The organism is Bacteroides xylanisolvens, assembly GCF_018289135.1.
Lineage (GTDB): Bacteria > Bacteroidota > Bacteroidia > Bacteroidales > Bacteroidaceae > Bacteroides > Bacteroides xylanisolvens.
In genome coordinates, this window is the sequence record NZ_CP072216.1 from 3,356,323 (window position 1) to 3,381,674 (window position 25,352).

Here is a 25,352-nt window from a genome sequence, read left to right on the forward strand (position 1 = left end):
GGTTTCGCACCAGGGTAATACTTAATACTTTATACTTGAAAAATACTTAATACTTATTTCAAGAATCCTTGCTGGCGAAGTACTTTCAATAGATTTTCGGACATAAATTCGTTATCTTTCTTTGTGTAACGCACGTCCGTAAAGACTTGAGCCAATGTTTCTTTTTTATTTTCTTCGATAAACTGCTTGTTTTCCGGCAACGATTCTTTGTAGGCATAGAGTTTATCTATTTCTTCCGGTGTATAGTCGTGATATTTTTCATCGTGCACGGCAGCTTCCAAAGGCAAGCGGTCTACTTGTGCGGGAATACCGTCCGGATAGCCTACCGTTATTGTGGTGAGAGGGAATACCAGTTCGGGGAGTTGGAGGGTATCGATAATCATTTGTGGATTATAAGTGGTAGTTCCCAAATAACAAATGCCGAGTCCTGCTTCTTCCGCCAGCGTACAAAAAGTCTGCGCAACAAGCAAAGTATCCATAGACGCATTCATAAAAGACATTAAATTATCGTAGCCCGGCACAGCTTTCCGCTGTTCACACCATTTGCTGAAACGACGGAAATCAGCACAAAAAGTCAATACGACCGGAGCATTTTTTACCATCGGCTGATTGAAATGAGCAGGCGAAAGTTTTTCCTTCATTTCCGCATCGTGAGTCACAATCACACTATAAAGTTGCATCCCACCCATCGTAGAAGCACGGAAAGAGGTTTCAAGCAAATCATTTAACAAACTCGGATTTATATCTTTAGGCAGATATTTCCGGATAGTTCTTCTGTTCTTTACGGTTTCAAACATATCTTTTTTTTGCAAAGATATAAAAAGAAAAAAATAATCCACCACACTAGTGGAATAGAATAGTTTTCTTTTTGGAGAACTTTAACCTTTGAACAAAATTCAATTCTAACTGTTTATCAAATACTTAGCATAAACAAATGGAAAACTTGCAACCTGTTAATAAATTAATTCATTTTTATTTTGATAGATGAAAAAACATTCTTAGCTTTGCGCCTACATTTGTTAACGATAAGTAAACTTCTACATATTACTTATTAAAAACGAGATTTAACACAAATTGAATCGTGGAAAAACAGATTTATTCTTACGACGAAGCCTATGAAGAATCTTTACGATATTTTCAAGGCGACGAGCTTGCTGCAAGGGTTTGGGTAAACAAATACGCAGTAAAGGATTCTTTCGGTAATATCTATGAAAAATCCCCGGAAGACATGCATTGGAGAATTGCAAATGAAGTGGCACGCGTAGAATCGAAGTATCCGAATGCGTTGACAGCAAAAGAACTGTATGATTTACTGGATCACTTCAAGTACATCGTCCCCCAAGGTAGCCCGATGACAGGAATCGGTAACGACTACCAGGTTGCTTCACTATCCAACTGCTTCGTTATCGGAGTGGACGGTGCAGCCGACTCTTATGGCGCTATCATCAAAATCGACGAAGAACAGGTGCAACTAATGAAAAGACGCGGTGGTGTAGGTCATGACTTATCACACATCCGTCCGAAAGGTTCTCCCGTTAAAAACTCGGCGTTGACTTCTACCGGTCTTGTTCCGTTCATGGAACGATATTCGAATTCCACTCGTGAAGTAGCTCAAGACGGACGTCGCGGTGCATTGATGTTGAGCGTGTCTATCAAGCATCCGGATTCGGAAGCATTCATTGATGCCAAGATGACCGAAGGTAAAGTGACCGGAGCAAACGTTTCTGTCAAGTTGGACGACGCTTTCATGCAGGCTGCCGTAGACGAAAAGCCGTATGTACAGCAATATCCTATCGACTCTGCCCAACCTACATTCACCAAGGAAATCGACGCTTCTACCTTGTGGAAGAAAATCGTTCACAATGCATGGAAATCGGCAGAACCGGGCGTTTTGTTCTGGGATACGATTATCCGTGAATCTGTGCCTGATTGTTATGCAGACCTGGGTTACAGAACGGTATCTACCAACCCATGCGGAGAAATTCCTCTATGTCCTTACGATTCTTGCCGCTTACTGGCTATCAATCTATATTCTTATGTGGTAAATCCGTTCAAACCGGATGCTTATTTTGATTTCGACCTGTTCCAAAAACACGTGGCTCTCGCTCAACGGATCATGGACGATATTATCGACCTCGAACTAGAGAAGATCGAACGTATCATGACCAAGATTGACGAAGATCCGGAAAACGAAGAAGTGAAACATGCGGAACGTGCACTTTGGGAGAAAATCTACAAGAAGAGCGGACAAGGTCGTCGTACCGGCGTAGGGATCACTGCAGAAGGTGATATGCTTGCTGCTTTAGGATTGCGCTACGGAACGGAAGAAGCAACGGAATTCTCTGAAAAAGTACACAAGACAGTAGCTCTCGGTGCCTATCGTTCTTCAGTGGAAATGGCCAAAGAACGCGGTGCCTTCGAAATATACAATAGCGAACGCGAACAGAACAATCCGTTCATCCAACGCCTGGCAGCAGCTGATCCGAAACTGTATGAGGACATGAAGAAATATGGTCGCCGTAACATTGCCTGCCTGACGATTGCTCCGACCGGAACGACCAGTTTGATGACGCAGACCACTTCGGGTATCGAGCCTGTATTCCTGCCTGTTTACAAACGTAGAAGAAAGGTGAACCCGAACGATACGAATGTGCATGTAGACTTTGTAGACGAAACAGGGGACGCATTCGAAGAATACATCGTATTCCATCATAAATTTGTTACCTGGATGGAAGCTAACGGATACGATCCGGCCAGACGTTACACCCAGGAAGAGATTGACGAACTGGTTGCCAAATCTCCTTATTACAAAGCGACTTCTAACGATGTCGACTGGTTGATGAAGGTGAAGATGCAGGGAAGAATCCAGAAATGGGTAGACCACTCTATCAGCGTAACCATCAATCTGCCGAACGATGTGGACGAGGATTTAGTAAACCGCCTGTATGTAGAGGCATGGAAATCCGGCTGCAAAGGTTGTACCGTATATCGTGACGGTTCACGCTCCGGAGTGCTGATCTCTACGAAATCGGATAAGGACAAGAAAGAAGGACTTCCTCCTTGCAAACCGCCTACGGTTGTAGAGGTACGTCCGAGAATATTGGAAGCAGACGTTGTCCGTTTCCAGAACAACAAGGAAAAATGGGTAGCTTTTGTCGGATTATTGGACGGACACCCTTATGAAATATTCACTGGTTTGCAAGATGACGACGAAGGTATCTTGCTGCCTAAGAGCGTGACTTGCGGACGTATCATCAAAAATGTGGATGAAGACGGTACCAAACGTTACGACTTCCAATTCGAGAACAAACGCGGATATAAGACGACCATTGAAGGATTGTCAGAGAAGTTCAACAAGGAATACTGGAACTATGCAAAATTGATTTCCGGCGTGCTTCGCTACCGGATGCCGATTGAACAGGTTATCAAACTGGTTGGCTCTCTGCAATTGAACAGTGAAAGTATCAACACTTGGAAAAACGGTGTAGAACGTGCATTGAAGAAGTATATTCAGGATGGAACGGAAGCCAAAGGTAAGAAGTGCCCGAACTGTGGCAACGAGACATTGGTTTATCAGGAAGGCTGTCTGATTTGTACTACTTGCGGCGCTTCCAGATGTGGATAATAGTCCTACGTATGTTAATTAATATATAAACAAAAGATTAAAAGGAGTCCGGTGCGGCTCCTTTTATTTTTTATTCAAAAAAATGTCTTATACTTGCAGTGTCTTACATATACAATCAAAATCTAATATATATGATTCTATCATTTAATATTGAATACCGCACCAATTGGGGAGAAGAAGTAAGGATTTCCGGCTTATTTCCGGAATCAATTCCTTTACACACCACCGATGGTATCTATTGGACGGCAGAACTTGAGCTTGAAGTCCCTCAAGAAGGGATGACTATCAATTATAGCTATCAGATAGAGCAAAACGGAATAGTTATCCGCAAGGAATGGGACAGTTTTTCGAGATCTATTTTCTTATCAGGCAGCTCCAGGAAGATATACAGAATCAATGATTGCTGGAAAAATATTCCGGAACAACTGTATCTTTATAGTTCTGCTTTTACAGAAGCCTTACTGGCACATCCTGAAAAAGAGAATATCCCGCAAAGATATAAGAAGGGACTGGTTATCAAGGCCTACGCCCCACGTATCAATAAAGATTATTGCCTGGCAATTTGTGGCAACCAGAAATCATTAGGTCACTGGGACCCGGAGAAAGCAGTATTGATGAGTGATACCAATTTCCCAGAATGGCAGATAGAGCTGGACGCCAGCAAACTTAAATATCCGCTGGAATATAAATTCATCCTCTACAATAAACAGGAAAAGAAAGCAGACTGCTGGGAGAAAAACCCTAACCGCTATCTGGCAGACCCGGAACTGAAGACCAACGAAACGCTCGTGATTTCCGACCGATATGTTTATTTCGACATTCCCGCATGGAAAGGGGCAGGAATCGCTATACCCGTATTTTCTTTAAAATCAGAGAAAAGTTTCGGAGTAGGTGATTTCGGCGACTTGAAACGTATGGTAGACTGGGCAGTAAATACTCGCCAGAAAGTTATTCAGATTTTACCGGTCAACGACACCACCATGACTCATGCATGGACGGACTCTTATCCTTATAACAGCATTTCAATTTATGCTTTCCATCCGATGTACGCGGATATCAGACAAATGGGAACTCTGAAAGATAAAGAAGCGGCATCGAAATTCAGCAAGAAACAAAAGGAACTGAACAGCCTCCCTGCTATTGACTACGAAGCGGTCAACCAAACTAAATGGGAGTTTTTCAACTTACTGTTCCGACAGGAAGGAGAAAAGGTATTGGCTTCCAAAGGTTTCAAAGATTTCTTTGAAACAAACAAGGAATGGCTGCAACCTTATGCAGTCTTTAGTTATCTGCGCGACGCCTACAAAACACCCAATTTCCGCCAATGGCCGAGACACTCTGTTTACCAAGCGGAAGATATAGAAAAAATGTGCCAACCGGGAACGGCAGATTATCCTCACATCTCGTTGTATTATTATATCCAGTATCATTTGCACCTGCAGTTGTTGTCTGCAACCGAATATGCCCGCCAACACGGTGTCGTATTAAAGGGGGATATTCCGATTGGCATCAGCCGCAACAGCGTGGAAGCCTGGACAGAACCTCATTACTTCAATCTAAACGGACAAGCGGGTGCTCCGCCCGATGATTTCTCGATCAACGGACAAAACTGGGGATTCCCCACATACAACTGGGATGTCATGGAAAAAGACGGATACCGCTGGTGGATGAAGCGTTTTCAGAAAATGGCGGAATACTTCGATGCTTACCGGATCGATCATATCCTCGGGTTCTTCCGTATTTGGGAAATACCAATGCACGCTGTACACGGATTGTTAGGTCAGTTTGATCCTTCTTTACCGATGAGCCGGGAAGAAATCGAAAGTTATGGTCTAACGTTCCGGGATGAATATCTGCTACCATTCATCCATGAATCTTTCCTCGGACAGTTGTTCGGACCGCATACCCATTTAGTCAAACAGGATTTCCTTGAATCGGTTGATGACTCCGGACTTTATCGGATGAAACCGGGATTCGAAACACAACGGGAGGTAGAGCAATTCTTCGCCGGTAGAAATGATGAAGATAGTGTGTGGATTCGGGAAGGGCTTTATTCATTAATCAGCAACGTCTTATTTGTTGCGGATAAGAAAGAGGAAAGTAAATACCACCCGCGCATCGGTGTGCAACGGGATTTCGTATTCCGGTCGCTGAACGAAGAAGAGAAAAATGCGTTTAACAAACTATACGACCAGTATTATTATCATCGGCACAACGAGTTCTGGTATCAGCAAGCAATGAAGAAGTTACCCCAACTGACACAATCAACCCGTATGTTGGTTTGTGGAGAAGATTTGGGGATGATTCCTGCTTGTGTATCGTCGGTGATGAATGATCTCCGGATTCTTAGTTTGGAAATTCAGCGGATGCCTAAGAATCCGATGTATGAATTCGGGCATTTAAATGAGTATCCGTACCGGTCTGTCTGCACAATCTCCACTCACGATATGTCTACGTTACGTGGCTGGTGGGAAGAAGATTATCAACAGACCCAACGTTACTATAATGCAACGTTAGGACATTACGGAGTTGCACCGACAACTGCCACCCCGGAGTTGTGCGAGGAAATCGTACGCAATCATCTCAACAGCAATTCCATTCTCTGTATCTTGTCTTTCCAGGATTGGCTATCGATAGACGGGAAATGGAGAAACCCGAATGTGGCGGAAGAACGAATTAATGTTCCATCCAATCCACGAAACTACTGGAGATACCGGATGCATCTCACTCTTGAGCAGTTGATGAAAGCAAAAACACTTAATGATAAGATTAGCGAATTGATTAAATACACAGGAAGAGATCCGAATAAATAGAATAAAAGGTACAAGTAACTTTCAAAAAGGATATTTTCCGGACACTACCGACGCGGATAACACTAGATTAAGAACGCCAAAAATCTATGTGATCCGCGTCATTCGTTTTTCAAGGATATATTGATAACAGAGGTAAAATAAGGAGTTTCAAAACATAGTCTACCGTTTTTTTCGCAATAATATCATTACTATATATCATACTTTTTCGCTTTTCGCATCATTCGTTTATTTTTTCAATGTTCCTCTTTTTATTCCGATTTATAAAGTATCTTTGCGCCGAAAAAGAGAAATTAAAAGAGATAATGGAAGGCAACCAGAGCAGACGTATTGATTTTGTGGACTTAACCAAAGGAGTCTGCATTATCCTTGTGGTAATGGCACATGTTGGAGGGGCCTTCGAACAACTGGATACGAATTCGATGTTATCCTGTTTCCGCATGCCGCTTTACTTCTTTATCTCGGGAGTGTTTTTCAAATCATACGAAGGCCTGTTCGGATTCATCCTGCGAAAAATAAACAAATTGATTATTCCTTTTCTTTTCTTCTATCTAAGTGCATTTCTAATGAAATACATTGTTTGGAAGATTGCTCCGGGGGTATTTCAACTGCCTGTGTCGTGGAATGAACTCTTAGTTGTATTTCATGGACACGACCTTATCAAGTTCAATCCATCGATCTGGTTTCTACTCGCATTATTCAATTGCAACATCCTGTTTTATCTAATTCACTTTCTGCGCGAAAAGCATCTGCCTGTCATGTTCGCTGTGACAATCCTGATTGGTTGCGCAGGATTTTATCTCGGAAAATTACAGATAGAGTTACCCCTGTATATAGATGTTTCCATGACTGCCCTCCCCTTCTATGTGGCCGGTTTCTGGATCCGACGGTATAATTTCTTTCTATATCCCAGCCATCGTTTCGACAAACTGATACCGGTTTTTGTTGTATTGGCACTGGTGGTAATGTACTTTACCGCTACCACATTGGGCATGCGTACCAACAATTATACGGGAAATATTTTTCAAGTATATATCGCTGCGTTTGCAGGAATATTTATGATTATGTTACTTTGCAAAAAAGTGAAGAAGATAAAGGTTGTTTCTTACTTGGGACGATATTCAATCATCACCTTGAGTATTCATGGACCGATACTTCATTTTTTAGGTCCATTAGTCAGCCGTTATATTCACAATAGTTGGGCACAGGCAAGCGCACTTCTGCTTATAACATTAAGCATCTGCCTTCTGCTCACACCCGTCTTTCTTAAAGTGATTCCACAAATGGTTGCACAGAAAGACCTGTTAAAAGTCAAACAAGATCACACTAAAAAGACAGTATATGAAGATAAACAGTAGCTATATCCTTTTGAAAGAAATTCGTTGTTACGCCTATCATGGTGTCGCACCGCAAGAAAATCTGATTGGGAATGAATATCTCATTGACCTGAAACTGAAAGTAGATATCAGCAAAGCTGCCCGGACAGATGAAGTTACCGACACCGTCAACTATGCTGAAGTACATCAGGTGATAGAAAATGAAATGGCTGTTCCCTCAAAATTGCTGGAACACGTTAGCGGACGGATTATACAAAAGCTCTTTGACCAATTCCCCTGTATTGAAGAAATCGAACTCCGGCTTTCCAAACGAAACCCACCGATGGGAGCAGATATAGAGTCTGCAGGAATTGAGCTACACTGCAGCAGGAAATAAGATAATCACAACTGGAAATGAAACATAAATGACGAAATGCAGATAATACGATATTAATAAAGTAATCCGTATCATCTGCATTCCTTTTTAAGCAAGATCTGCTTCTATTTTCACAGCCGTAAACTACCGGCTTATTTTCTCTTCTTTTTTCTTCTATTTACCGATTCTACAGCCTCCGTCACCACAGGTTTATCCTGGAAACGTTTCGTATAACTGGAATAGTCCGGATGAATACGTTCGTAATCAGGATCCATAAATAACGGACTGGAAATAATATGATCTGCCGTAGAACGGTTACAACAGAAAACTATATTTTCTACACCGGCCAAACGGGTTAATGCTTTCACATCCGTATCATGCGGTTGCAGTGTCATGGGATCCGTGAAGAAAAAGAGATAATCAATCTGCCCATCCACAATACGTGACCCCATCTGTTGGTCACCACCTAACGGACCTGATTTTAAAATCGTAAAATCCCACTCTTCATCAGGATGTTTCTCCTTCAATGCTTCCAATATCAAAGTACCTGTAGTACCCGTACAGTAGAATTTATTACCCATCAACAGTTCCGAGTTCCATAGCACCCATTCGATGAGGTCTTTTTTCATTGCATCGTGTGCTACCAGCCCGATGCCTCTTCTAACCTTTGATTCCATTTGCTATCCTTTTAAAATCCGACAATTGAGAGAACCGTTTGCATCCTCTCGCATAAAACTGCCACAAGATACTACTTTTTGTCCGTTCAGGTATCGGATTCAAAGTTTTTTTTCTCATATTCTCTTCACGGGATAAAGAAAATGACGGACATAGTTGTTTATACTCTTTCCGCGCACGTATCACAGCACGAGCATTGTCCCAGTGCCCTTGCAACAAGAAATTAAACGCTGCCACATAATCGAGACAGGCCCGGATACGCATCACTTTATTTAACTCCTTCTGTGGAAGATTCTTATAGAGCATGACAAGATTATTACGGAAATTAAGAAAAGTCTTACGAGGATTCTCTTTTTTAAGAGTAGCTCCTCCTACATGATAGACAATACTTTGAGGTACACAGACAATCTCACGATTCCGCGAACGAAGTCGCCAGCACAAATCTATTTCTTCCATGTGAGCAAAAAAACGTCCATCCAATCCTCCTACATTCACATAATCAGTGTGCCGGATAAACAACGCTGCCCCCGTTGCCCAAAAAACAGGAATCACCGTATCATATTGGCCTTCATCCTTCTCCACAACTCCCATTATACGCCCCCTGCAGAAAGGATAACCGTATTTATCAATAAAGCCACCAGCTGCCCCGGCATATTCGAAATATTCTTTTTGCCGCTGGCTTCGTATCTTCGGCTGACAAGCAGCTACCTCCGGATGATTATCAAGATAAGCAATCATTGGTTCCAACCAATGCTCCGTCACCTCGACATCCGAATTCAAAAGAACTACATATTCTGCGTCGACCTGCTGCAATGCTAAATTATATCCATCCGCAAAGCCATAATTCTGGTCGAGAACAATCGTTCTGACAGAAGGAAATTCCTGTTGAAGCAAAGTAACGGAAGCGTCCGTAGAACCATTGTCAGCCACGCAGACCTCAATCCCCTCCCCTTCCGAATACCGGACGACGGACGGAAGAAAAGTACGGAGCATATCACATCCGTTCCAATTTAAAATTACAACTGAAACTTTCATTGTTATTCCTTCTTCTTGTTCAATTCTTTCTCTTCTAATCGGTCAGCTTCTTCACGAGTCATTTTCCAACGTTTATGAGACCACAACCAATATGCCGGTTCTTTACGAATCGTCTGTTCTAATCTATGAGCAAACATTTCCGTGATTTCTCCTTCTCTTGTTTCTTTCGGTGTTTCCGTCATCAACTTGAACTCCGCTTCACAGTATCCTCTGCACTTCTTACTAAGTTCACAATAGAAAACAGGGAAATTCATCATTTTGGCAATTCGCTCCGCACCATTCAGAAAAGCAGTTTCCTGTCCTAAAAAGGTAGTCCAATATTTATCATATCCACTGGGCCATTGATCAGTAATCAAACCGACTACCATCTTTTTTCCATCATGTTTGAGCTTAATAATTTCACGGGCTGTAGAATGTTTCGGAATATTATACCCCCCAAAACGAGAACGAATACGTTTAAACAACTCATCCAAATATTTATCCCTCAACGGTTTATAAACCTGCACGGGAACATCCCCCGGTTTCATGATTGCTCCCATACCTATCAACCACTCATAATTGGCATAATGAGGAATCATTACTATAATACCTCCATACTTTTCTGTCAGTTCAAGATATTGTTCCGTATTCTTATAAGTCATTCTCTCACAAAGTTCTTCGGCAGACATGTGCAACAATTTCAAATCTTCAAGCATATAATCCGACAAATAGCGATAAAACTTGCGTTCTATCTGTAATCTCTCCGCATCAGTTTTTTCCGGAAATGATCTCAATAGATTTCCCCGAACTACTTTCCGACGATATTTTCCAACACGATACATCAGCAGATAATTAAAATCCGAAAGCATATATAAAACCCGGAAAGGAAGAGCTGAAAACAGCCACATTCCACTGTATACCAACCAATAGATAAGTTTTGATCTCATAACTTATATCAAAATTGTACCTTTAAGTGCTGTCATCTCCTCATTAAACTCTCCCAGACGTACATTAACTACCTGATTATCCAGCGAGTCATCACTTTCCACCTCTACACGAATATAATTCTCCGTAAATCCATGCATCGGAGCACCAGTTTTCGATTTTTCCATCAATACCGGCATTGTCTGCCCGATATGACATGCATAAAAAGCCTGTGTCTTTTGATCCGATAGTGCCAACAGACGCTGACTACGCTGATGCTTCTCTTCCGGAGAAACCACATATTCTATTTTTAAGGCTTGCGTTCCGGGACGTTCGGAATAGCTAAACACATGCAACTGCGTCACATCCAGACCATCAATAAACTGATAAGCCTGTTCAAAGTATTCGGGTGTTTCTCCACGGGTTCCCACAATCACGTCCACTCCGATAAAAGCATCCGGCATCACCTCTTTTATCTTCTTCACTTTCGAAGCAAAAAGAGCAGTGTCGTAACGACGGCGCATTAACTGCAAAACTTCATCGCAACCGGATTGCAAAGGGATATGAAAATGAGGCATAAAACTGCGAGAATGAGACACAAACTCGATAATCTCATCAGTCAACAGATTGGGTTCTATGGAAGAGATACGATAACGTTCGATTCCCTCTACCTGATCCAATGCTTTTACCAGATCAAAGAAACTCTCTCCTGTTGTTTTACCAAAATCTCCGATATTTACTCCGGTCAGAACGATTTCTTTTCCGCCTTCAGCAGCTGCTTGCCGGGCCTGCTCAACCATGGAAGCAATAGTCCCGTTACGACTTCGCCCGCGGGCGAAAGGAATCGTGCAATATGAACAGAAGTAATCGCATCCATCCTGCACCTTCAAGAAGAAACGGGTACGGTCTCCCCGTGAACACGAGGGAGAAAACGAACGGATATCTTTGGTTGTAGTAGTGATAGCCTCTCCTTTTTCATGCTTTTGGAGGTCGCCCAGATATTGAAGTAACTCTCCCTTCTGTTCCGCTCCCAGCACTACATCTACTCCATCTATCTTTGCCACGTCGCCGGGCTTCAATTGCGCATAACATCCGGTCACTACCACAAAAGCATCGGGATGCTGCTTTACCAGACGATGAATGGCTTGCCGGCATTTTTTATCCGCCATCTCCGTCACCGAACAGGTATTTACCACACAGATATCTGCTTTCTCTCCTTTGCGCGCAGTCCGGACTCCTGCCTCACGCAGGATTTTACCGATAGTTGAAGTCTCTGAAAAATTTAATTTGCAGCCTAAAGTATAATAAACGGCTGTCTTATTTTGAAATACAGTGGTATCTATCATAAGCTGTTATAAACACATTAACTTTGCAAAGTTACACATTATTATCAGTAAAACACTTTAGGATACGAAAGTTTATTCCTATTTTTGCACAATTCACTAAAAAACGTGCAATGATTAAAGAGAATTTCATTAAACTATACGAAAATAGTTTTCGTGAGAATTGGGATCTGCCTTGTTATACTGATTATGGAGAAGATACCCAATACACATACGGTGAGGTAGCTGAAAAAATCGCCCGTTTACATCTGTTATTCAAACATTGTAGCCTTCGCAGAGGAGATAAGATTTCAGTTATCGGCAAAAATAACGCTCATTGGTGCATCGCCTATATGGCAACGATCACATACGGAGCGATCATTGTCCCTATCCTTCAAGATTTTACGCCTAATGACGTTCATCATATCGTCAATCATTCCGAATCTGTATTTCTGTTCACCAGCGACAGCATTTGGGAGAATCTGGAAGAGGAAAAATTAACGGGGCTACGGGGAGTATTCTCATTGACTGATTTCCGGTGTCTTTATCAACGCGACGGGGAAACCATACAGAAGTTTCTGAAAAATACCGATAAAGAGATGCATGCTTTGTATCCGAAAGGATTTACCCGTGAAGATGTTCAGTACACCACTTTATCCAATGACAAAGTGATGCTGTTAAATTACACTTCCGGAACCACCGGTTTCAGTAAGGGTGTGATGCTGACAGGAAACAATCTTGCCGGCAATGTCACTTTCGGTATTCGTACCGAACTCCTTAAAAAAGGGGATAAAGTGCTGTCTTTCCTTCCCCTCGCCCACGCATACGGTTGCGCATTTGACTTTCTGACAGCAACGGCTGTCGGCACCCATGTCACTTTGCTTGGAAAAACACCTTCTCCTAAAATTATAATGAAAGCTTTTGAGGAAGTGAAACCTAATCTTATTATTACCGTCCCGTTAGTGATTGAAAAGATATATAAGAATATTATCCAGCCACTCATTAATAAAAAAGGTATGAAGTGGGCACTCAATATTCCTCTACTCGACACCCAAATCTACAACCAGATACGTAAAAGACTGATTGATGCACTGGGAGGACGGTTTAAAGAGATCATTATCGGTGGCGCCGCTATGGATAAGGAAGTAGAAGAATTCTTCTACAAAATCAAATTCCCTTTTACTATCGGTTATGGAATGACAGAATGCGGTCCACTTATCAGCTACGCCCCCTGGGATGAATTTGTACTAGGTTCTTCCGGAAAGATTCTAGATATAATGGAAGCACGTATCTATAAGGAAACCCCGGAAGCAGAAACCGGAGAAATCCAGGTTCGGGGAGAAAATGTGATGGTGGGCTACTACAAGAACCAGGAAGCAACGCAGGAAGTATTCACGCAGGACGGCTGGCTACGTACGGGTGACCTCGGTTCCATGGACAGCAACGGAAATATTTTCATCCGGGGACGACTCAAGACTATGATCTTAAGTTCTAGCGGACAGAATATCTTCCCCGAAGAGTTGGAAACCAAACTGAATAACCTGCCTTTCATTCTCGAAAGTCTTGTTATCGAACGCAATAAAAAATTAGTGGCACTTGTTTATGCCGATTACGAAGCGTTGGATTCTCTCGGATTAAATAATCCGGATAACCTGAAAACAATCATGGATGAAAATCTTAAGAATCTGAACAGCAACGTAGCCGCTTATGAGAAAATCAGCAAGATCCAACTCTACCCTACTGAATTTGAAAAAACGCCCAAAAGAAGCATAAAAAGATACTTATATAACAGTATTGCTGTCGATTAGCATGTTCTAAAACATATAAAAAGGGGAGAAAAGTGCCCAGTTACAAAAAAAAATATAAAAAAAGTTGGCGTTTCGAGAACAACATATTGAAAAAGTACATACCTTTGCATCGTTTTAATAAAGCAATTGATTGTATTACGTTTTTAAAAAGCAAAGAAAATGAAAAAATTAGTTTTGATGGCCGTAGCTATCGTAGCAGTATCATTCGCATCATGTGGTAACAAAGCAGCTGACGCAGCAAAAGCAACTGCAGATTCTATCCGTATCGCTGACTCAATCGCAGCAGTAGAAGCAGCAGCTCTTGAAGCTGAACAAGCAGCAGCCGCAGCAGCAGATTCTTTGAATGCTGATAGCACTGCAACTGAAACTGTAGCTGAATAATTCAGAAACAGCTAGAGAGAATTGAAAGTCTGCCATGCGAAAGCATGCACAGACTTTTTTTTATGCCTTTATCTTATTATTTTAGCAAGCCGCACGTTATTTAGCGTATGAACTTTTCACAAAAGGAGCGTTCAATAAATAATCCAGACTTACTTCTACACTTTCCTCTACCGGAACACTATAACCCTCGATTTCAGCAACGAGATAATTAACGCCTGCAGTTTTTGCATTCTTAAAGATAGCATCAAAACCTACCATTCCACTTTGTCCAATCTCTCTGTGATCTTTCACATGGAATATCTGGAAGCGACCGGGATATTTATTAAAATAATCAACAGGACTGTTTTGTCCGCGAACTACCCAATAAAGGTCCATCTGGAAGAAGACATATTCAGGATTCGTATGTTCCAGCATATAATCATACATTACTTTATCTTCTACTTTCTGAAATTCATGAGCGTGATTATGATATCCAAATGACAAACCTTGTTGTTTGCAACGTTTGCCTATCTCATTAAAATAAGTGCAATATGTATTCAAATCTTTAAGCGTTTTTGGAACATCCATCCAAGGAGCTACGATGTACTTCATTCCTGCAGCTTTATGATCGGCAATACACTGATCCCACCATTGAAGAGACTCTGACAAGTCACCGGAAGCCAATTCTTCTTTGGACAATTGTCTGGTACAATGTGAAGACAAAACTTTTAATCCTGCCGATTCGACATCTTTCTTAAACTGTTGGGGAGTCCGGTCATAAAATTTACCGTTGTTATAATTGGCAGCTTCAACACCGGTATATCCCATGTTTGCCAATTTCTTCAGAAGAGCAGTATAAGTGGGGTCACACTTACCATTTTTATTGTCTACCTTATTCAATATATCTCTGACAGAATAGAGTTGAATAGCTACTTCTTTTTTAGCTTTCTTCTTAGTTTGTGCCGTCATTGCCTGTGGAATCATGAAAAGAGCAGCCAACGCACATAAATAAATTTTTGTTTTCATATAATAGATATCAGGGGATTACAATTATTAGATTTATATAGAAAAAACAGGCACGGATTACACAGACTTCACGGTTACTCTATGGCAATCGCCATTCAAAAAAACGTGAAATACGTGTAACCCGTGCCTTCTTATTACTATTTGATTAGTCCAAAACCTTCACGCGGATGTTGCGGAACCAAACATCATCACCGTGATCTTGCAAACCGATGAAACCTTCGTGATTTTCGCCACCACAGTTATTCAGCAATTCAAATGCCAAAGGCCATTTATCTTCGCTGAACTTACTTGCCTGCAACATATCAGTCCATTGTTTTGTCCACAAATGATATTCAAGTACGTTTTCATCGTTTTGTCCGTGAACAACAGTACCTTTATAAACCATAATCTTAGCCTTGTTCCATTCGCCAAACGGTTTAGAGTTTTGAGGAACTGCCGGAATCATGTCATACAAAGAAGCTGACTGACGATTGTTGTCCTTACCCAATTTAGCATCCGGATGATTGGCATTGTCCAACACCTGATATTCGGGCGCGGAAATATAAATAGGCTCCAGCACATCATTACCGTCTTTATCTTTCGATGTAACTTCCTGAGCTAAATAGAAAATACCGGAGTTACCACCTTTAGAAACCTTCCACTCCATCTCCAGTTCGAAGTTTTTAAACTTGTGAGCAAAGATCAGGTCACCACCATCACCGTCTTGAGCTTCACCGCCACCAGAACCGTTGAATTTGATACAACCGTCTTCAATTGTCCATTTAGAAGGAACACGGTCTTTTCCATAACCACGCCATCCGTTAAATGTTTCGCCATCAAAGATTGTGATATAACCATTTTCATCAACAGGCAAATTCAAGCTATCTGTTTCTGCCGCTTTCAATGATTTAGAGTAAGTCAACGCAACTTTTTGCTCTTCCGGAGCATTTGCTTTCTTCTGACCACCGCAAGAAGCGAAAACGCCTGCAGCAAGACAACAACAAGCTAATGGATAAAATACTTTTTTCATGATATCAACTATTTAATTTTTAATCTTTAATTTTTAATCTACTTTTATCTTGGCATATCAGGCAGTCTCCAGCCTTCACGATAATTATGTTTCACTAATTCAGCCGCAAACTGTTTTGCATTGATCGGATCTGTCCATGTCTTATCAAATGTAGGATGACCATTATGAATCTTGAATCCGTCTTTGATAACAGTACGAATGGTTTCGTTATCACCGATATTTGTAAAACACATGTTAGCTCCATCCCACTCGAGAGTCTTATTCAGAGCTTGCAAACGAATAGCCAATACACCCATTGCTACCATTTCATTCATAGGTCCGGCTTCTGAGAAGTCAGATTTAGTCATGATACGATTAGATTTATCTTCTTTACATGCACGTACCCAATCCATTTCGTGACCACCATTCATTGCTTTAGGAACACGACGGCAAACCTTCGGTGCATTTGGTTTACGACCTGAAAGCAACCAAGGATTCTGTCCATAACATCCGCAAATCAATGTATCTTTTGTTCCGTGGAAAATAGTCAAACCACCACCGCTCTGCATCAGTTGTTTTCCTTCTGGGAATCCTTTCGGACGTTCTGGCATCATACCGCCATCATACCAATGTATTTCCACTTCAGGCATAGCTACTTTCGGCATATTTTCACGAGCAGGGAAAATCATTTTCACGTGTTGTGCCTGTGGAGCACAAGCATTCAACAATAATGTCGATGAACCTTCCACTTTGGTAGGATACTGCAATTTCAATGCTTTAAACGGCTGATGCAAAATATGACAAGCCATATCACCCAATGCACCTGTTCCGTAATCCCACCATCCACGCCAGTTCCAAGGATGGTAAATAGCATTATAAGGATTCATTTTAGCAGGACCTGTAAACAAATCCCAATTCAATGTGCTAGGAATTTTATCAACCTTTTCAGGAACATTCAATCCTTGAGGCCAAATAGGACGGTCTGTTGCACATTCTACTTTCGTTACGTCACCGATTTCACCATTCCAAATCCATTCACATACTAAATCCGTACCTTCATCCGATGCCCCCTGATTACCCATTTGGGTGACCACGCCCGTTGATGCAGCCAGTTTTGTCAACAAACGAGATTCATAAACAGAGTGGGTCAATGGTTTCTGACAATATACATGTTTTCCCATTGTCATTGCGTCAGCAGTGATAATAGCATGAGTATGGTCGGCAGTTGCGATAATCACACCGTCGATAGATTTACCCATTTCATCATACATCTTACGATAGTCCCAGTATTTTTTAGCCTTGGGGAATTCGTCGAACACGCCTTTTGCGTACTTCCAATCCACATCACAAAGAGCCACAATATTTTCAGTGCCCTTTACGTGATTAATGTTGGCATGTCCCATGCCACCAATACCCACAGCTGCAAGATTTAATTTGTCAGTAGGCGACACATGCCCGTGACTCATACCTAAAATTGTACTAGGAGCAATGGTTATACCTGCTAAAGCAGCGGCTCCCGTTTTGAGAAATTTTCTCCTCGAAATGTTTGACATGATTTTATTTGTTTAAGGGTTAATAATCTTTGGAAGGTTGCCGTGCAACAATCCATATCCATTTTTCATGTTTTTTCTTCGTTCGCGTATTTGCTCCAAAGTGCGCAAATTACCAATAGCGGGCAAATCGTGTTTGCGGGTATCTTTCAAGAATGTCCATGCATATTCGGATGCAATAGCCGAATCGCGCATTAGCGGTAATCGTGAACTGCGTTTTCCGGTTTCTACCGAATCAGCAAACAGGTCACACAACACGTCTATATTCTTGCCGCCAAAAGGTTTCTCTACACGGATGGTCTGATTGACACCGTGCAGGTCGACAACAGCAGTATTGAAGTCATGCGTCATACGCACAACCCCTTTTGTACCTATAATATCTACATACGAATTATGTGTCTGGTCTTTAGATAATTGCCCATAAACAAATCCTTGGGTAATATCAAAAACGACCCCATTTTGAAAAGTTCCGTGACATTGCACCCACCAAGGATCTTTGTAGTTCCACATATTCACTCCCTGGGCATTCCATGTTCTATAATCACATCCTGCATACCAACGGGTAATATCTACGTAGTGCATTCCACAATCATGGAAAGCAGGTCCCTCATACTCATGACCTTCACCTGGTGCCAAGCCGGGAGTCATGTGACAAATACGAATAATAGCCAGCTCTCCGATTTCCCCTTGCTGGATATATTCCTTCATTAAATTATGATACCAGGAATTTCGCAGATACAGATTTACCGTAGAAATGAGATTTGTGTTTTCTGTCATTTCTACAACTTTCCACTCATTTTCCATTGTATCTGCAACTGGTTTTTCTGAAATAATGTGTTTGCCGTAACGAATAGCTTTTTCTATTTGTTCCATCCGCGAGTCAGCCAAAGTGAAAAGCCCGACTACCTGCACACTTTCATCCTCAAAAATCTTTTGATTATCTTCTACTATAATAGAGTTAGGGGAAAGCTTTTTAGCCAACTGACGTGATGCCGGATCGGTATCACAAATATAAGCAATATTCCACCGATCACTTTTAGTCATCGCTTCCCAGTAGAATCTTCCCATCCTACCAAAACCGATAATTCCAACTTTAATTCTCGTGTCTACTGAAGATTGCGTGTTCATAATTAAACATAGTGAATTTAAGTACAAATAATAGATAAAACATCAACTTCTAACTACCAAACTGATGAGCTAAAAACTGATATTGCAAATCTAGCCAAATAAATAACGGCTTATTTGACTTACACTACTTTATGTAGATATAAAATCTGCTCTTTTTACTATTAATCAACAACTTAGATAACTTGACACATCAAAAAAATGTAGATGATTTGGAAAGTATTATAATGTTAAAATAATAATTATATCTCTTGTGTTGAACTAATTTTCATAATTTCATTCTCAAATTCATCCCTGTCGACGGCTGCTTTATTTCTCATCTTCGTACGATAATTATAAACCGTACTTGTAGAGCAACGGAGAAAGTTCGCTATCTTTCCACTATCCGTAATACCCAAGCGTAATAAAGCATAAATACGAAGTTCTCTATTCAATAAAGCGTCCGGTTTTAAAATAATTTTCTCTTCATCTTTCAACAGAGCGTTAAAATCAGATACAAAGGTGGGATACAAACCCAGAAAGACCTTATCAAAACGAGTGTATAAAGCGCCAAGCTCTTCATCAATAAGCGCAGATGATTTTAGCTTCTTAATCAGTTCATCATAGTATTTATTAATAGCTATTTTATACAGCATATTCTGATATTTCTCCATTTTATGGATATAACTAAAACAGACATCAAAGAATTCGGCTATGTAATACTCTTTTATACTATTAATTTCACACAACTGATTATTTGTATCATTCAGCTGGCTGTTCATGCTATTCAGCTTGTTGTTCAATCGCAAAAGCTCCTCATTACTCTGTGCCAATGCCTGTTTTATTTTCAACGTCTTTTTCATTTGAATATAGATGAAAAGCACCAACAGGACTAAAAGAAAAAGGATAATACTTGTAGAAATAAGAAAAGTAGTCAGATGCGACCGTGATCTGGCCTGCTCCGCCTGATAAGCTGTATTAATAATAGAATTGAATTTATAAATTTCGATGGCCCGGAAATGAATACCGGAAGATATAACGTCATCGATAGCGGACTGTGTAAATTTAAAGGCATCAGCTAAATTCTGTTCATCATAAGCTATCAATGCAAGAGATTGCAGGGATGCATTTTCCCGCGTAGCATTCCGGGTATCGGCTATTGCCGACAACATCAAATATTTTTTTTCTTCATCATACTTTTTCTGATGGTGACATAACCTAGAATATGAATGAGTTATCATAGCATAATTGGGCGTCCCCACTTCCTCAATCTCCAGCAGTTCTTTATAAATTTCTTTCGATTTCAGCGTATCACGCCAAATATAATAAGAAGCCTGGGACATTCGATAATCCCAAGAAGTGTGGTCAATGAGGGCAAACAGCGAATCCTGATAAGCAGCCTGCTGCTTGCCATACAGATTATTGGCGACAGAAATCGAATAGTGTCCCCAAAAACTGGAATAAGTTTGATAATAGTTTATTAATAAATCTCTGGGAAGTTCTGAAGTCTTTATACTTTTCAAAATAATCTCCGCTTCGCGGAACCTGCCACACATCGAATATAAAAGGCTAAGATGTAAAGACGACTGGTTGGTGAAATAAGGTCTATTCAACTGGCGGGAAATCTCAATATTGCGATCAACATAATGGATAGCTGAATCAATATGAAACTTTTTATATTCATTATATAACCGTAGATTGATTCTATATTCTCCTTCAAGAGTCAAACCGGGACTTCTCAACATACATTTTATCCGGTTTATCCGTTCCTCTTTCTCTTTAACAAAGACGTGTTTTTCATCTATCACTCTACGCAAAGAATCAGTCAATAGTTTCAACTCATTATTTGCATAAAGAACACTGCCAATTCCCAAAGCAATCAGCAGAAGCAAAAACCTCTTCTTTAGAAAACAATAGTTGAATTTCATAATAGTAATAGCAAAGATAACAAAAAAAAGCGATTTATTCGTTCAGAACAAATCGCTTTTCATATATGAAGTAAATTTGCTCTTATTCAGCAACTACCTCGAAAGGAATTTCTACCGAAACCTCCTTGTGAAGCTTAACGATAGCCTTGTAGCTACCAACTTCTTTCACAGCGTCTTTTACAACGATGATCTTTCTGTCAACTTCATGACCCAGTTTAGACAATGCTTCAGCAATCTGGATGTTACCAACAGAACCGAAGATAGTACCGGTTGAGCTAACTTTAGTTGCGATAGTCAAAGAAACGCCTTCCAACTTAGCAGCCATAGCTTCAGCATCTTTCTTGATTTTCTCAAGTTTGTGAGCGCGCTGTTTCAGTTCTTCAGCCAACATTTTCTTTGCAGAAGGAGAAGCGATGATAGCTTTTCCAGTCGGGATCAGATAATTACGACCGTATCCGGATTTCACGTTTACGATATCGTTCTTATAACCCAAGTTTACTACGTCTTCTTTCAATATAATTTCCATACTTTTCCTCCTTCTTATTTCATCATGTCAGTTACATAAGGCAGCAATGCCAAGTGACGAGCTCTCTTCACAGCCTGCGCGATACGACGTTGGAACTTCAAAGAAGTACCTGTAATACGACGCGGAAGGATTTTTCCTTGTTCATTCAAGAATTTCTTCAAGAATTCAGGATCTTTGTAGTCGATATACTTAATACCACTCTTTTTGAAACGGCAGTACTTTTTCTTCTTAACGTCTACTGACGGCGGAGTTAAATATCTGATTTCTGATTGAACTTGTTGTGCCATGATTAATCCTCCTTTTTGTTTGATTTAACACTTCTTCTTTTTGCAGCGTATTCAGCAGCATACTTATCCATCTTGAAAGTCAAGAAACGGATTACGCGTTCATCACGACGGAAATTAATTTCCAGCTTGTCAATTACAGTAGGATCTGCATTGAACTCAATCAGTTGATAAAAACCTGTAGACTTTTTCTGAATTGGGTAAGCCAATTTCTTCAGTCCCCAGTTTTCTTCATTAATAATCTCAGCACCTTCAGCTTGAAGAACGCCTTTGAATTTTTCTACCGCTTCCTTCATCTGAACATCAGATAAAACGGGAGTTAAAATGAAAACGGTTTCGTATTGATTCATACTTCGTTTAATTAAATAAATAAATTATTTGATTTTAAATGCGGGTGCAAAGTTAGACATTTTATTTTGAACTACAAATATTTAATCTTTTTTTGTATCCGAAGATAGGATTTATCCGGGAAGAGACTTACCTTTGCAAAGTTGTTTAAACAATAATTTCATGATAGAGCAATTTAATTTCGACATTCGACTTATATTTGCCATATTAAATGGCAAAGTTTCTGCGGCAATCAACCGGAAACTGTACCGTAACTTCCGTCAGAACGGATTGGAAATCAGTCCCGAACAATGGACGGTACTCATTTTCCTGTGGGAAAAAGACGGCGTGACGCAACAAGAGTTGTGTAATGCAACTTTTAAAGACAAGCCCAGCATGACCCGTTTGATAGATAATATGGAACGGCAACATCTTGTTGTGCGCATTTCCGATAAAAAAGACCGCCGCACCAACCTGATCCATCTGACCAAAGACGGAAAAGAACTGGAGGAAAAAGCGCGTGTCATTGCCGGACAGACTCTGAAAGAGGCTCTTCACGGTATCACTCTCGACGAATTGAGCATTGGACAGGAGGTACTGAAAAAGGTGTTCTACAATACAAAAGATTAGATAGAAGAACTTCTCTCCAAATCATAAAATCCACTAAATCGTGCATTTATAATGGAATTTTTATCCAAATAATTTCGCCCGTTAAAGAATTATGCTTTAATTTGTGACTGGAATATTATAATCTATTAAAATACACACACATGAAAGGCTTATTAAAGAACTTAGGATTGATATTAATCTTGGTCGGAGTAGTCATCCTGCTGGCTTGTTCCTTTACAGGAAATGTAAACAACAACGCCATCCTGGGTACTTCAGTAGTACTTGTAGTACTGGGACTCATTTCTTATATTGTTATTAATAAGAAGATCGCTGATTAATTTCGCAAAATCAATAAAAAATCCCGGAAACGAATGTTCCCGGGATTTTTTATTTGGAGTTATCTCAAACGCAATCATTAAGATTCAACTTCCGGAGTAATCAGCTTATAGCCTTTTCCGTGAATATTGATAATTTCGATTGAATCGTCTTCTTTCAGGTGCTTACGTAGTTTCGTGATATACACGTCCATACTACGGGCATTGAAATAGTTATCGTCAATCCAGATTGTTTTCAGAGCAAAGTCACGCTGCAAAATCTCATTGGCATGTGCGCAAAGCAATCCAAGCAGTTCAGACTCTTTGGTAGTCAGCTTAGTTTGTTTGCCTTCTGACGACAGAATTTGTTTCTGTGTGTCGAAAGTAAACTTACCAATCTTATAGATATTGCTTTCTTTGTTCTTCTTTCCACGAACACGTCTCAAGATTGCTTCAATTCTGAATGTCAATTCTTCCATACTAAACGGTTTGGTGATATAATCATCCGCACCGATTTTAAAGCCTTCCAGGATATCTTCTTTCAGCGTTTTGGCCGTCAGGAAGATAATAGGAATTTCAGCATTTGCTGCACGGACATCCTGTGCCAGTGTGAATCCGTCTTTTTTAGGCATCATCACGTCAAACACGCACAAGTCATATTTATTCTTCAAGAAAGCCTTATAACCGGCTTCTCCATCAGGATATAACTCAGCAGAATAACCTTTTGCCTGTAGATATTCTCTTAAAAGCATGCCAAGATTTTCGTCATCCTCGCACAATAAAATACGCAGTTTCTCGTCCATATCAATTATTTTTTAATAAAGGTAATGCAATAATAAATTTAGTTCCCACGTTCAGGTCGCTTTCCGCCCGGATGGTTCCCTTATGATCCAATATAATTTTTCTCACATAAGCCAATCCCAGTCCAAAGCCCTTCACATCGTGCAGATTACCCGTATGTACACGATAGAACTTTTCAAATATCTTTTTCAGGTTCTCTTTTTTGATACCGATACCATTATCTTGTATCGAAATCATCAGTTTACCCGACTCATTCCACGTTCTCACTTTCAGTTCCAGATCCTCTTCCGGTTTCTTATATTTCACCGCGTTATCCATCAGATTAAAGATTACATTCGTGATATGCATCTCGTCTGCAAATATAACAGGATCGGTGGCCTCAAGGTTCGATGTTATCTTACCATTATACCGTTCCACTTTCAGCGCAAAGGTATTGACAACTCCTGCTATTAATTCATTCGCATCAATCTCCTTCATCTTCAAAGTGGCCTTCTGACGTTCGAACATCGACATCTGGAGTACCTTTTCCACCTGGAAGCGCAAGCGCTTGGTTTCATCATTAATCACTCCCGATATATGCTGGAACATCTGCGGCGATTTCCCCACCGCGGGATCTTTCAACATCTGGGCTGCTAATGAAATGGTAGATATCGGTGTTTTAAATTCGTGCGTCATATTATTGATAAAGTCATTCTTCATTTCCGTCAGTTTCTTTTGCCGGAATACGATATAAATCGTAAAGATGAATGTCACTAACAATACCAGTGTAAATATCAGCGACGGAATCATGAAACTGATGGAGTCAAAGATATAATCTTTCTTCCCCGGAAAGTGCACTTTCAAGATACTCATTTTGGCAGGCGGGTCATTCTTGAACAATGCCTGCTGATAAGCGTCTTCACTTCCCTTTGCCTCATAATCCGCACAACGGTAGACTTCCCTTCCGTCTTTGTCGATCACCGTAAAGTGATAAGGCAAATCTATACTATTATTATATAAGCTCGATTTCAGATAGTCATCCAGTTCTTTAAACCGTACTCTGTCTCCAATCGACTTGTCACTTCCCCGGTAAATCATCTGCCAGGCCACTTCATCGAGTAATGCCCGTTGATACATATACCGATTCTTGATGGCTTCCACTAATGAACGCGAAGTTTCCGGAATGGTCTTTGTCCCCCTGTAAGGAGAAATCATAGCCTTCGGAAGCTCGGAGGGCTTAGTGGTCATCACTTTCAGCTCAAAATCCGAATATACTTTTCCATCCTTAGACTTCACTGTAAACCGCTGCGTTTGCTGAATCAAGTTGTCTTGTTGTATGGAAGCATTATTCGCAATCAGCGCTTTTCTTTCTGCTTCTGAAATATCTTCGATCAACCAACGTCTGGTCTCTGCATATTCCACATCCTTGGAAACCTGATCCAGGCTATTGCGTACAGCCGAATCAAACTGTTCCTTACGGGTTTTCATCATTTCCTCTATATAACTTACCTGCAAATACAGCAAGCTAAGGAAGGAAAGCCCCATTACAATACCTAATATCCAAATTGTTGACTTCTTCATAGCAACAAAATTAACACTCCCTAATTAACACTCCTAATGCATTAACTTGATTTAACCGGAACTTCCCGGAAATTAACCGTAAGGAGCTATTTAGGTTGTATTCTG

General features: G+C 40.6%; 23 protein-coding genes. 8 read left to right on the forward strand and 15 right to left on the reverse strand.

Annotated elements, in window-relative coordinates; all coding sequences use genetic code 11:
- Positions 1 to 53: 53 nt before the first annotated feature.
- Positions 54 to 797 (reverse strand): NADPH-dependent oxidoreductase, encoded by a 744-nt coding sequence (locus INE92_RS14360; protein ID WP_022199219.1) that lies wholly within the window; start codon positions 795 to 797, stop codon positions 54 to 56.
- Between the two features lie 284 nt (positions 798 to 1,081).
- Between INE92_RS14360 and INE92_RS14365 the strand changes: the two genes are divergently transcribed.
- From INE92_RS14365 to folB, 4 genes are all read left to right on the forward strand, one after another.
- Positions 1,082 to 3,625: an adenosylcobalamin-dependent ribonucleoside-diphosphate reductase gene (locus INE92_RS14365; protein ID WP_004299345.1), complete on the forward strand. Its 2,544-nt coding sequence runs from the start codon at positions 1,082 to 1,084 to the stop codon at positions 3,623 to 3,625.
- Between the two features lie 131 nt (positions 3,626 to 3,756).
- On the forward strand, positions 3,757 to 6,438 hold the full coding sequence (locus INE92_RS14370) for a 4-alpha-glucanotransferase (RefSeq protein WP_015531380.1): 2,682 nt from the start codon (positions 3,757 to 3,759) through the stop codon (positions 6,436 to 6,438).
- 302 nt (positions 6,439 to 6,740) lie between these two features.
- Complete coding sequence (locus INE92_RS14375; protein ID WP_134993488.1) at positions 6,741 to 7,793, forward strand: acyltransferase family protein; 1,053 nt, start codon at positions 6,741 to 6,743, stop codon at positions 7,791 to 7,793.
- The gene (gene folB / locus INE92_RS14380; protein ID WP_004299342.1) at positions 7,777 to 8,148 is read left to right on the forward strand and encodes a dihydroneopterin aldolase; all 372 of its coding nucleotides are present in this window, start codon (positions 7,777 to 7,779) and stop codon (positions 8,146 to 8,148) included. The genes INE92_RS14375 and folB overlap by 17 nt, the downstream gene beginning before the upstream one ends.
- Positions 8,149 to 8,279: 131 nt before the next feature.
- Here the strand turns inward: folB and INE92_RS14385 are convergent, their stop codons facing one another.
- The 4 genes from INE92_RS14385 to mtaB are packed head-to-tail and all read right to left on the reverse strand — an operon-like array spanning position 8,280 to position 12,086.
- Positions 8,280 to 8,804, reverse strand: a complete 525-nt coding sequence (locus INE92_RS14385; protein WP_004306620.1) for a methylglyoxal synthase — start codon at positions 8,802 to 8,804, stop codon at positions 8,280 to 8,282.
- The gene (locus tag INE92_RS14390; RefSeq protein ID WP_015531378.1) at positions 8,788 to 9,837 is read right to left on the reverse strand and encodes a glycosyltransferase family 2 protein; all 1,050 of its coding nucleotides are present in this window, start codon (positions 9,835 to 9,837) and stop codon (positions 8,788 to 8,790) included. Before INE92_RS14390 ends, INE92_RS14385 begins: the two co-directional genes overlap by 17 nt.
- Positions 9,838 to 9,839: 2 nt before the next feature.
- Complete coding sequence (locus INE92_RS14395; protein ID WP_120079307.1) at positions 9,840 to 10,763, reverse strand: lysophospholipid acyltransferase family protein; 924 nt, start codon at positions 10,761 to 10,763, stop codon at positions 9,840 to 9,842.
- 3 nt (positions 10,764 to 10,766) lie between these two features.
- A complete protein-coding gene (mtaB, locus tag INE92_RS14400) occupies positions 10,767 to 12,086 on the reverse strand; it encodes a tRNA (N(6)-L-threonylcarbamoyladenosine(37)-C(2))-methylthiotransferase MtaB (RefSeq protein WP_015531376.1) in 1,320 nt (439 codons plus the stop codon).
- A gap of 110 nt (positions 12,087 to 12,196) precedes the next feature.
- Between mtaB and INE92_RS14405 the strand changes: the two genes are divergently transcribed.
- A complete protein-coding gene (locus INE92_RS14405) occupies positions 12,197 to 13,870 on the forward strand; it encodes a long-chain fatty acid--CoA ligase (protein WP_004299337.1) in 1,674 nt (557 codons plus the stop codon).
- 159 nt (positions 13,871 to 14,029) lie between these two features.
- The gene (locus tag INE92_RS14410) at positions 14,030 to 14,251 is read left to right on the forward strand and encodes a hypothetical protein (protein ID WP_004306615.1); all 222 of its coding nucleotides are present in this window, start codon (positions 14,030 to 14,032) and stop codon (positions 14,249 to 14,251) included.
- A 96-nt stretch (positions 14,252 to 14,347) separates the two neighbouring features.
- Here INE92_RS14410 and INE92_RS14415 read toward each other — a convergent pair whose 3' ends face one another.
- From INE92_RS14415 to rpsF, 8 genes are all read right to left on the reverse strand, one after another.
- The gene (locus INE92_RS14415; RefSeq protein ID WP_008641009.1) at positions 14,348 to 15,256 is read right to left on the reverse strand and encodes a sugar phosphate isomerase/epimerase family protein; all 909 of its coding nucleotides are present in this window, start codon (positions 15,254 to 15,256) and stop codon (positions 14,348 to 14,350) included.
- A gap of 145 nt (positions 15,257 to 15,401) precedes the next feature.
- Positions 15,402 to 16,265 (reverse strand): 3-keto-disaccharide hydrolase, encoded by an 864-nt coding sequence (locus INE92_RS14420; protein ID WP_015531375.1) that lies wholly within the window; start codon positions 16,263 to 16,265, stop codon positions 15,402 to 15,404.
- 44 nt (positions 16,266 to 16,309) lie between these two features.
- Positions 16,310 to 17,797 carry a Gfo/Idh/MocA family oxidoreductase gene (locus INE92_RS14425; protein WP_008776248.1) on the reverse strand — a complete coding sequence of 496 codons (1,488 nt, stop codon included), beginning with the start codon at positions 17,795 to 17,797 and terminating at the stop codon, positions 16,310 to 16,312.
- Positions 17,798 to 17,809: 12 nt separating this feature from the next.
- Positions 17,810 to 18,922 carry a Gfo/Idh/MocA family protein gene (locus INE92_RS14430; protein WP_004299332.1) on the reverse strand — a complete coding sequence of 371 codons (1,113 nt, stop codon included), beginning with the start codon at positions 18,920 to 18,922 and terminating at the stop codon, positions 17,810 to 17,812.
- Between the two features lie 239 nt (positions 18,923 to 19,161).
- The gene (locus tag INE92_RS14435) at positions 19,162 to 20,826 is read right to left on the reverse strand and encodes a DUF6377 domain-containing protein (RefSeq protein ID WP_074911368.1); all 1,665 of its coding nucleotides are present in this window, start codon (positions 20,824 to 20,826) and stop codon (positions 19,162 to 19,164) included.
- Between the two features lie 82 nt (positions 20,827 to 20,908).
- Positions 20,909 to 21,352, reverse strand: a complete 444-nt coding sequence (gene rplI, locus INE92_RS14440) for a 50S ribosomal protein L9 (protein WP_004307965.1) — start codon at positions 21,350 to 21,352, stop codon at positions 20,909 to 20,911.
- A gap of 14 nt (positions 21,353 to 21,366) precedes the next feature.
- Positions 21,367 to 21,639, reverse strand: a complete 273-nt coding sequence (gene rpsR / locus INE92_RS14445) for a 30S ribosomal protein S18 (protein WP_004307964.1) — start codon at positions 21,637 to 21,639, stop codon at positions 21,367 to 21,369.
- A gap of 2 nt (positions 21,640 to 21,641) precedes the next feature.
- Positions 21,642 to 21,986, reverse strand: a complete 345-nt coding sequence (gene rpsF, locus INE92_RS14450) for a 30S ribosomal protein S6 (protein ID WP_004299329.1) — start codon at positions 21,984 to 21,986, stop codon at positions 21,642 to 21,644.
- 160 nt (positions 21,987 to 22,146) lie between these two features.
- Between rpsF and INE92_RS14455 the strand changes: the two genes are divergently transcribed.
- Entirely contained in the window at positions 22,147 to 22,593 is a 447-nt protein-coding gene (locus INE92_RS14455) for a MarR family winged helix-turn-helix transcriptional regulator (RefSeq protein WP_004299328.1), read from the forward strand.
- Between the two features lie 140 nt (positions 22,594 to 22,733).
- The gene (locus tag INE92_RS14460) at positions 22,734 to 22,910 is read left to right on the forward strand and encodes a hypothetical protein (RefSeq protein ID WP_004299327.1); all 177 of its coding nucleotides are present in this window, start codon (positions 22,734 to 22,736) and stop codon (positions 22,908 to 22,910) included.
- Positions 22,911 to 22,987: 77 nt separating this feature from the next.
- Here the strand turns inward: INE92_RS14460 and rprY are convergent, their stop codons facing one another.
- Positions 22,988 to 23,689, reverse strand: coding sequence for a response regulator transcription factor RprY (gene rprY, locus INE92_RS14465; RefSeq protein WP_004299326.1), 702 nt, complete (start codon positions 23,687 to 23,689; stop codon positions 22,988 to 22,990).
- Between the two features lies 1 nt (position 23,690).
- Positions 23,691 to 25,247, reverse strand: coding sequence for a sensor histidine kinase (locus tag INE92_RS14470; RefSeq protein WP_004299325.1), 1,557 nt, complete (start codon positions 25,245 to 25,247; stop codon positions 23,691 to 23,693).
- Positions 25,248 to 25,352 lie beyond the last annotated feature (105 nt).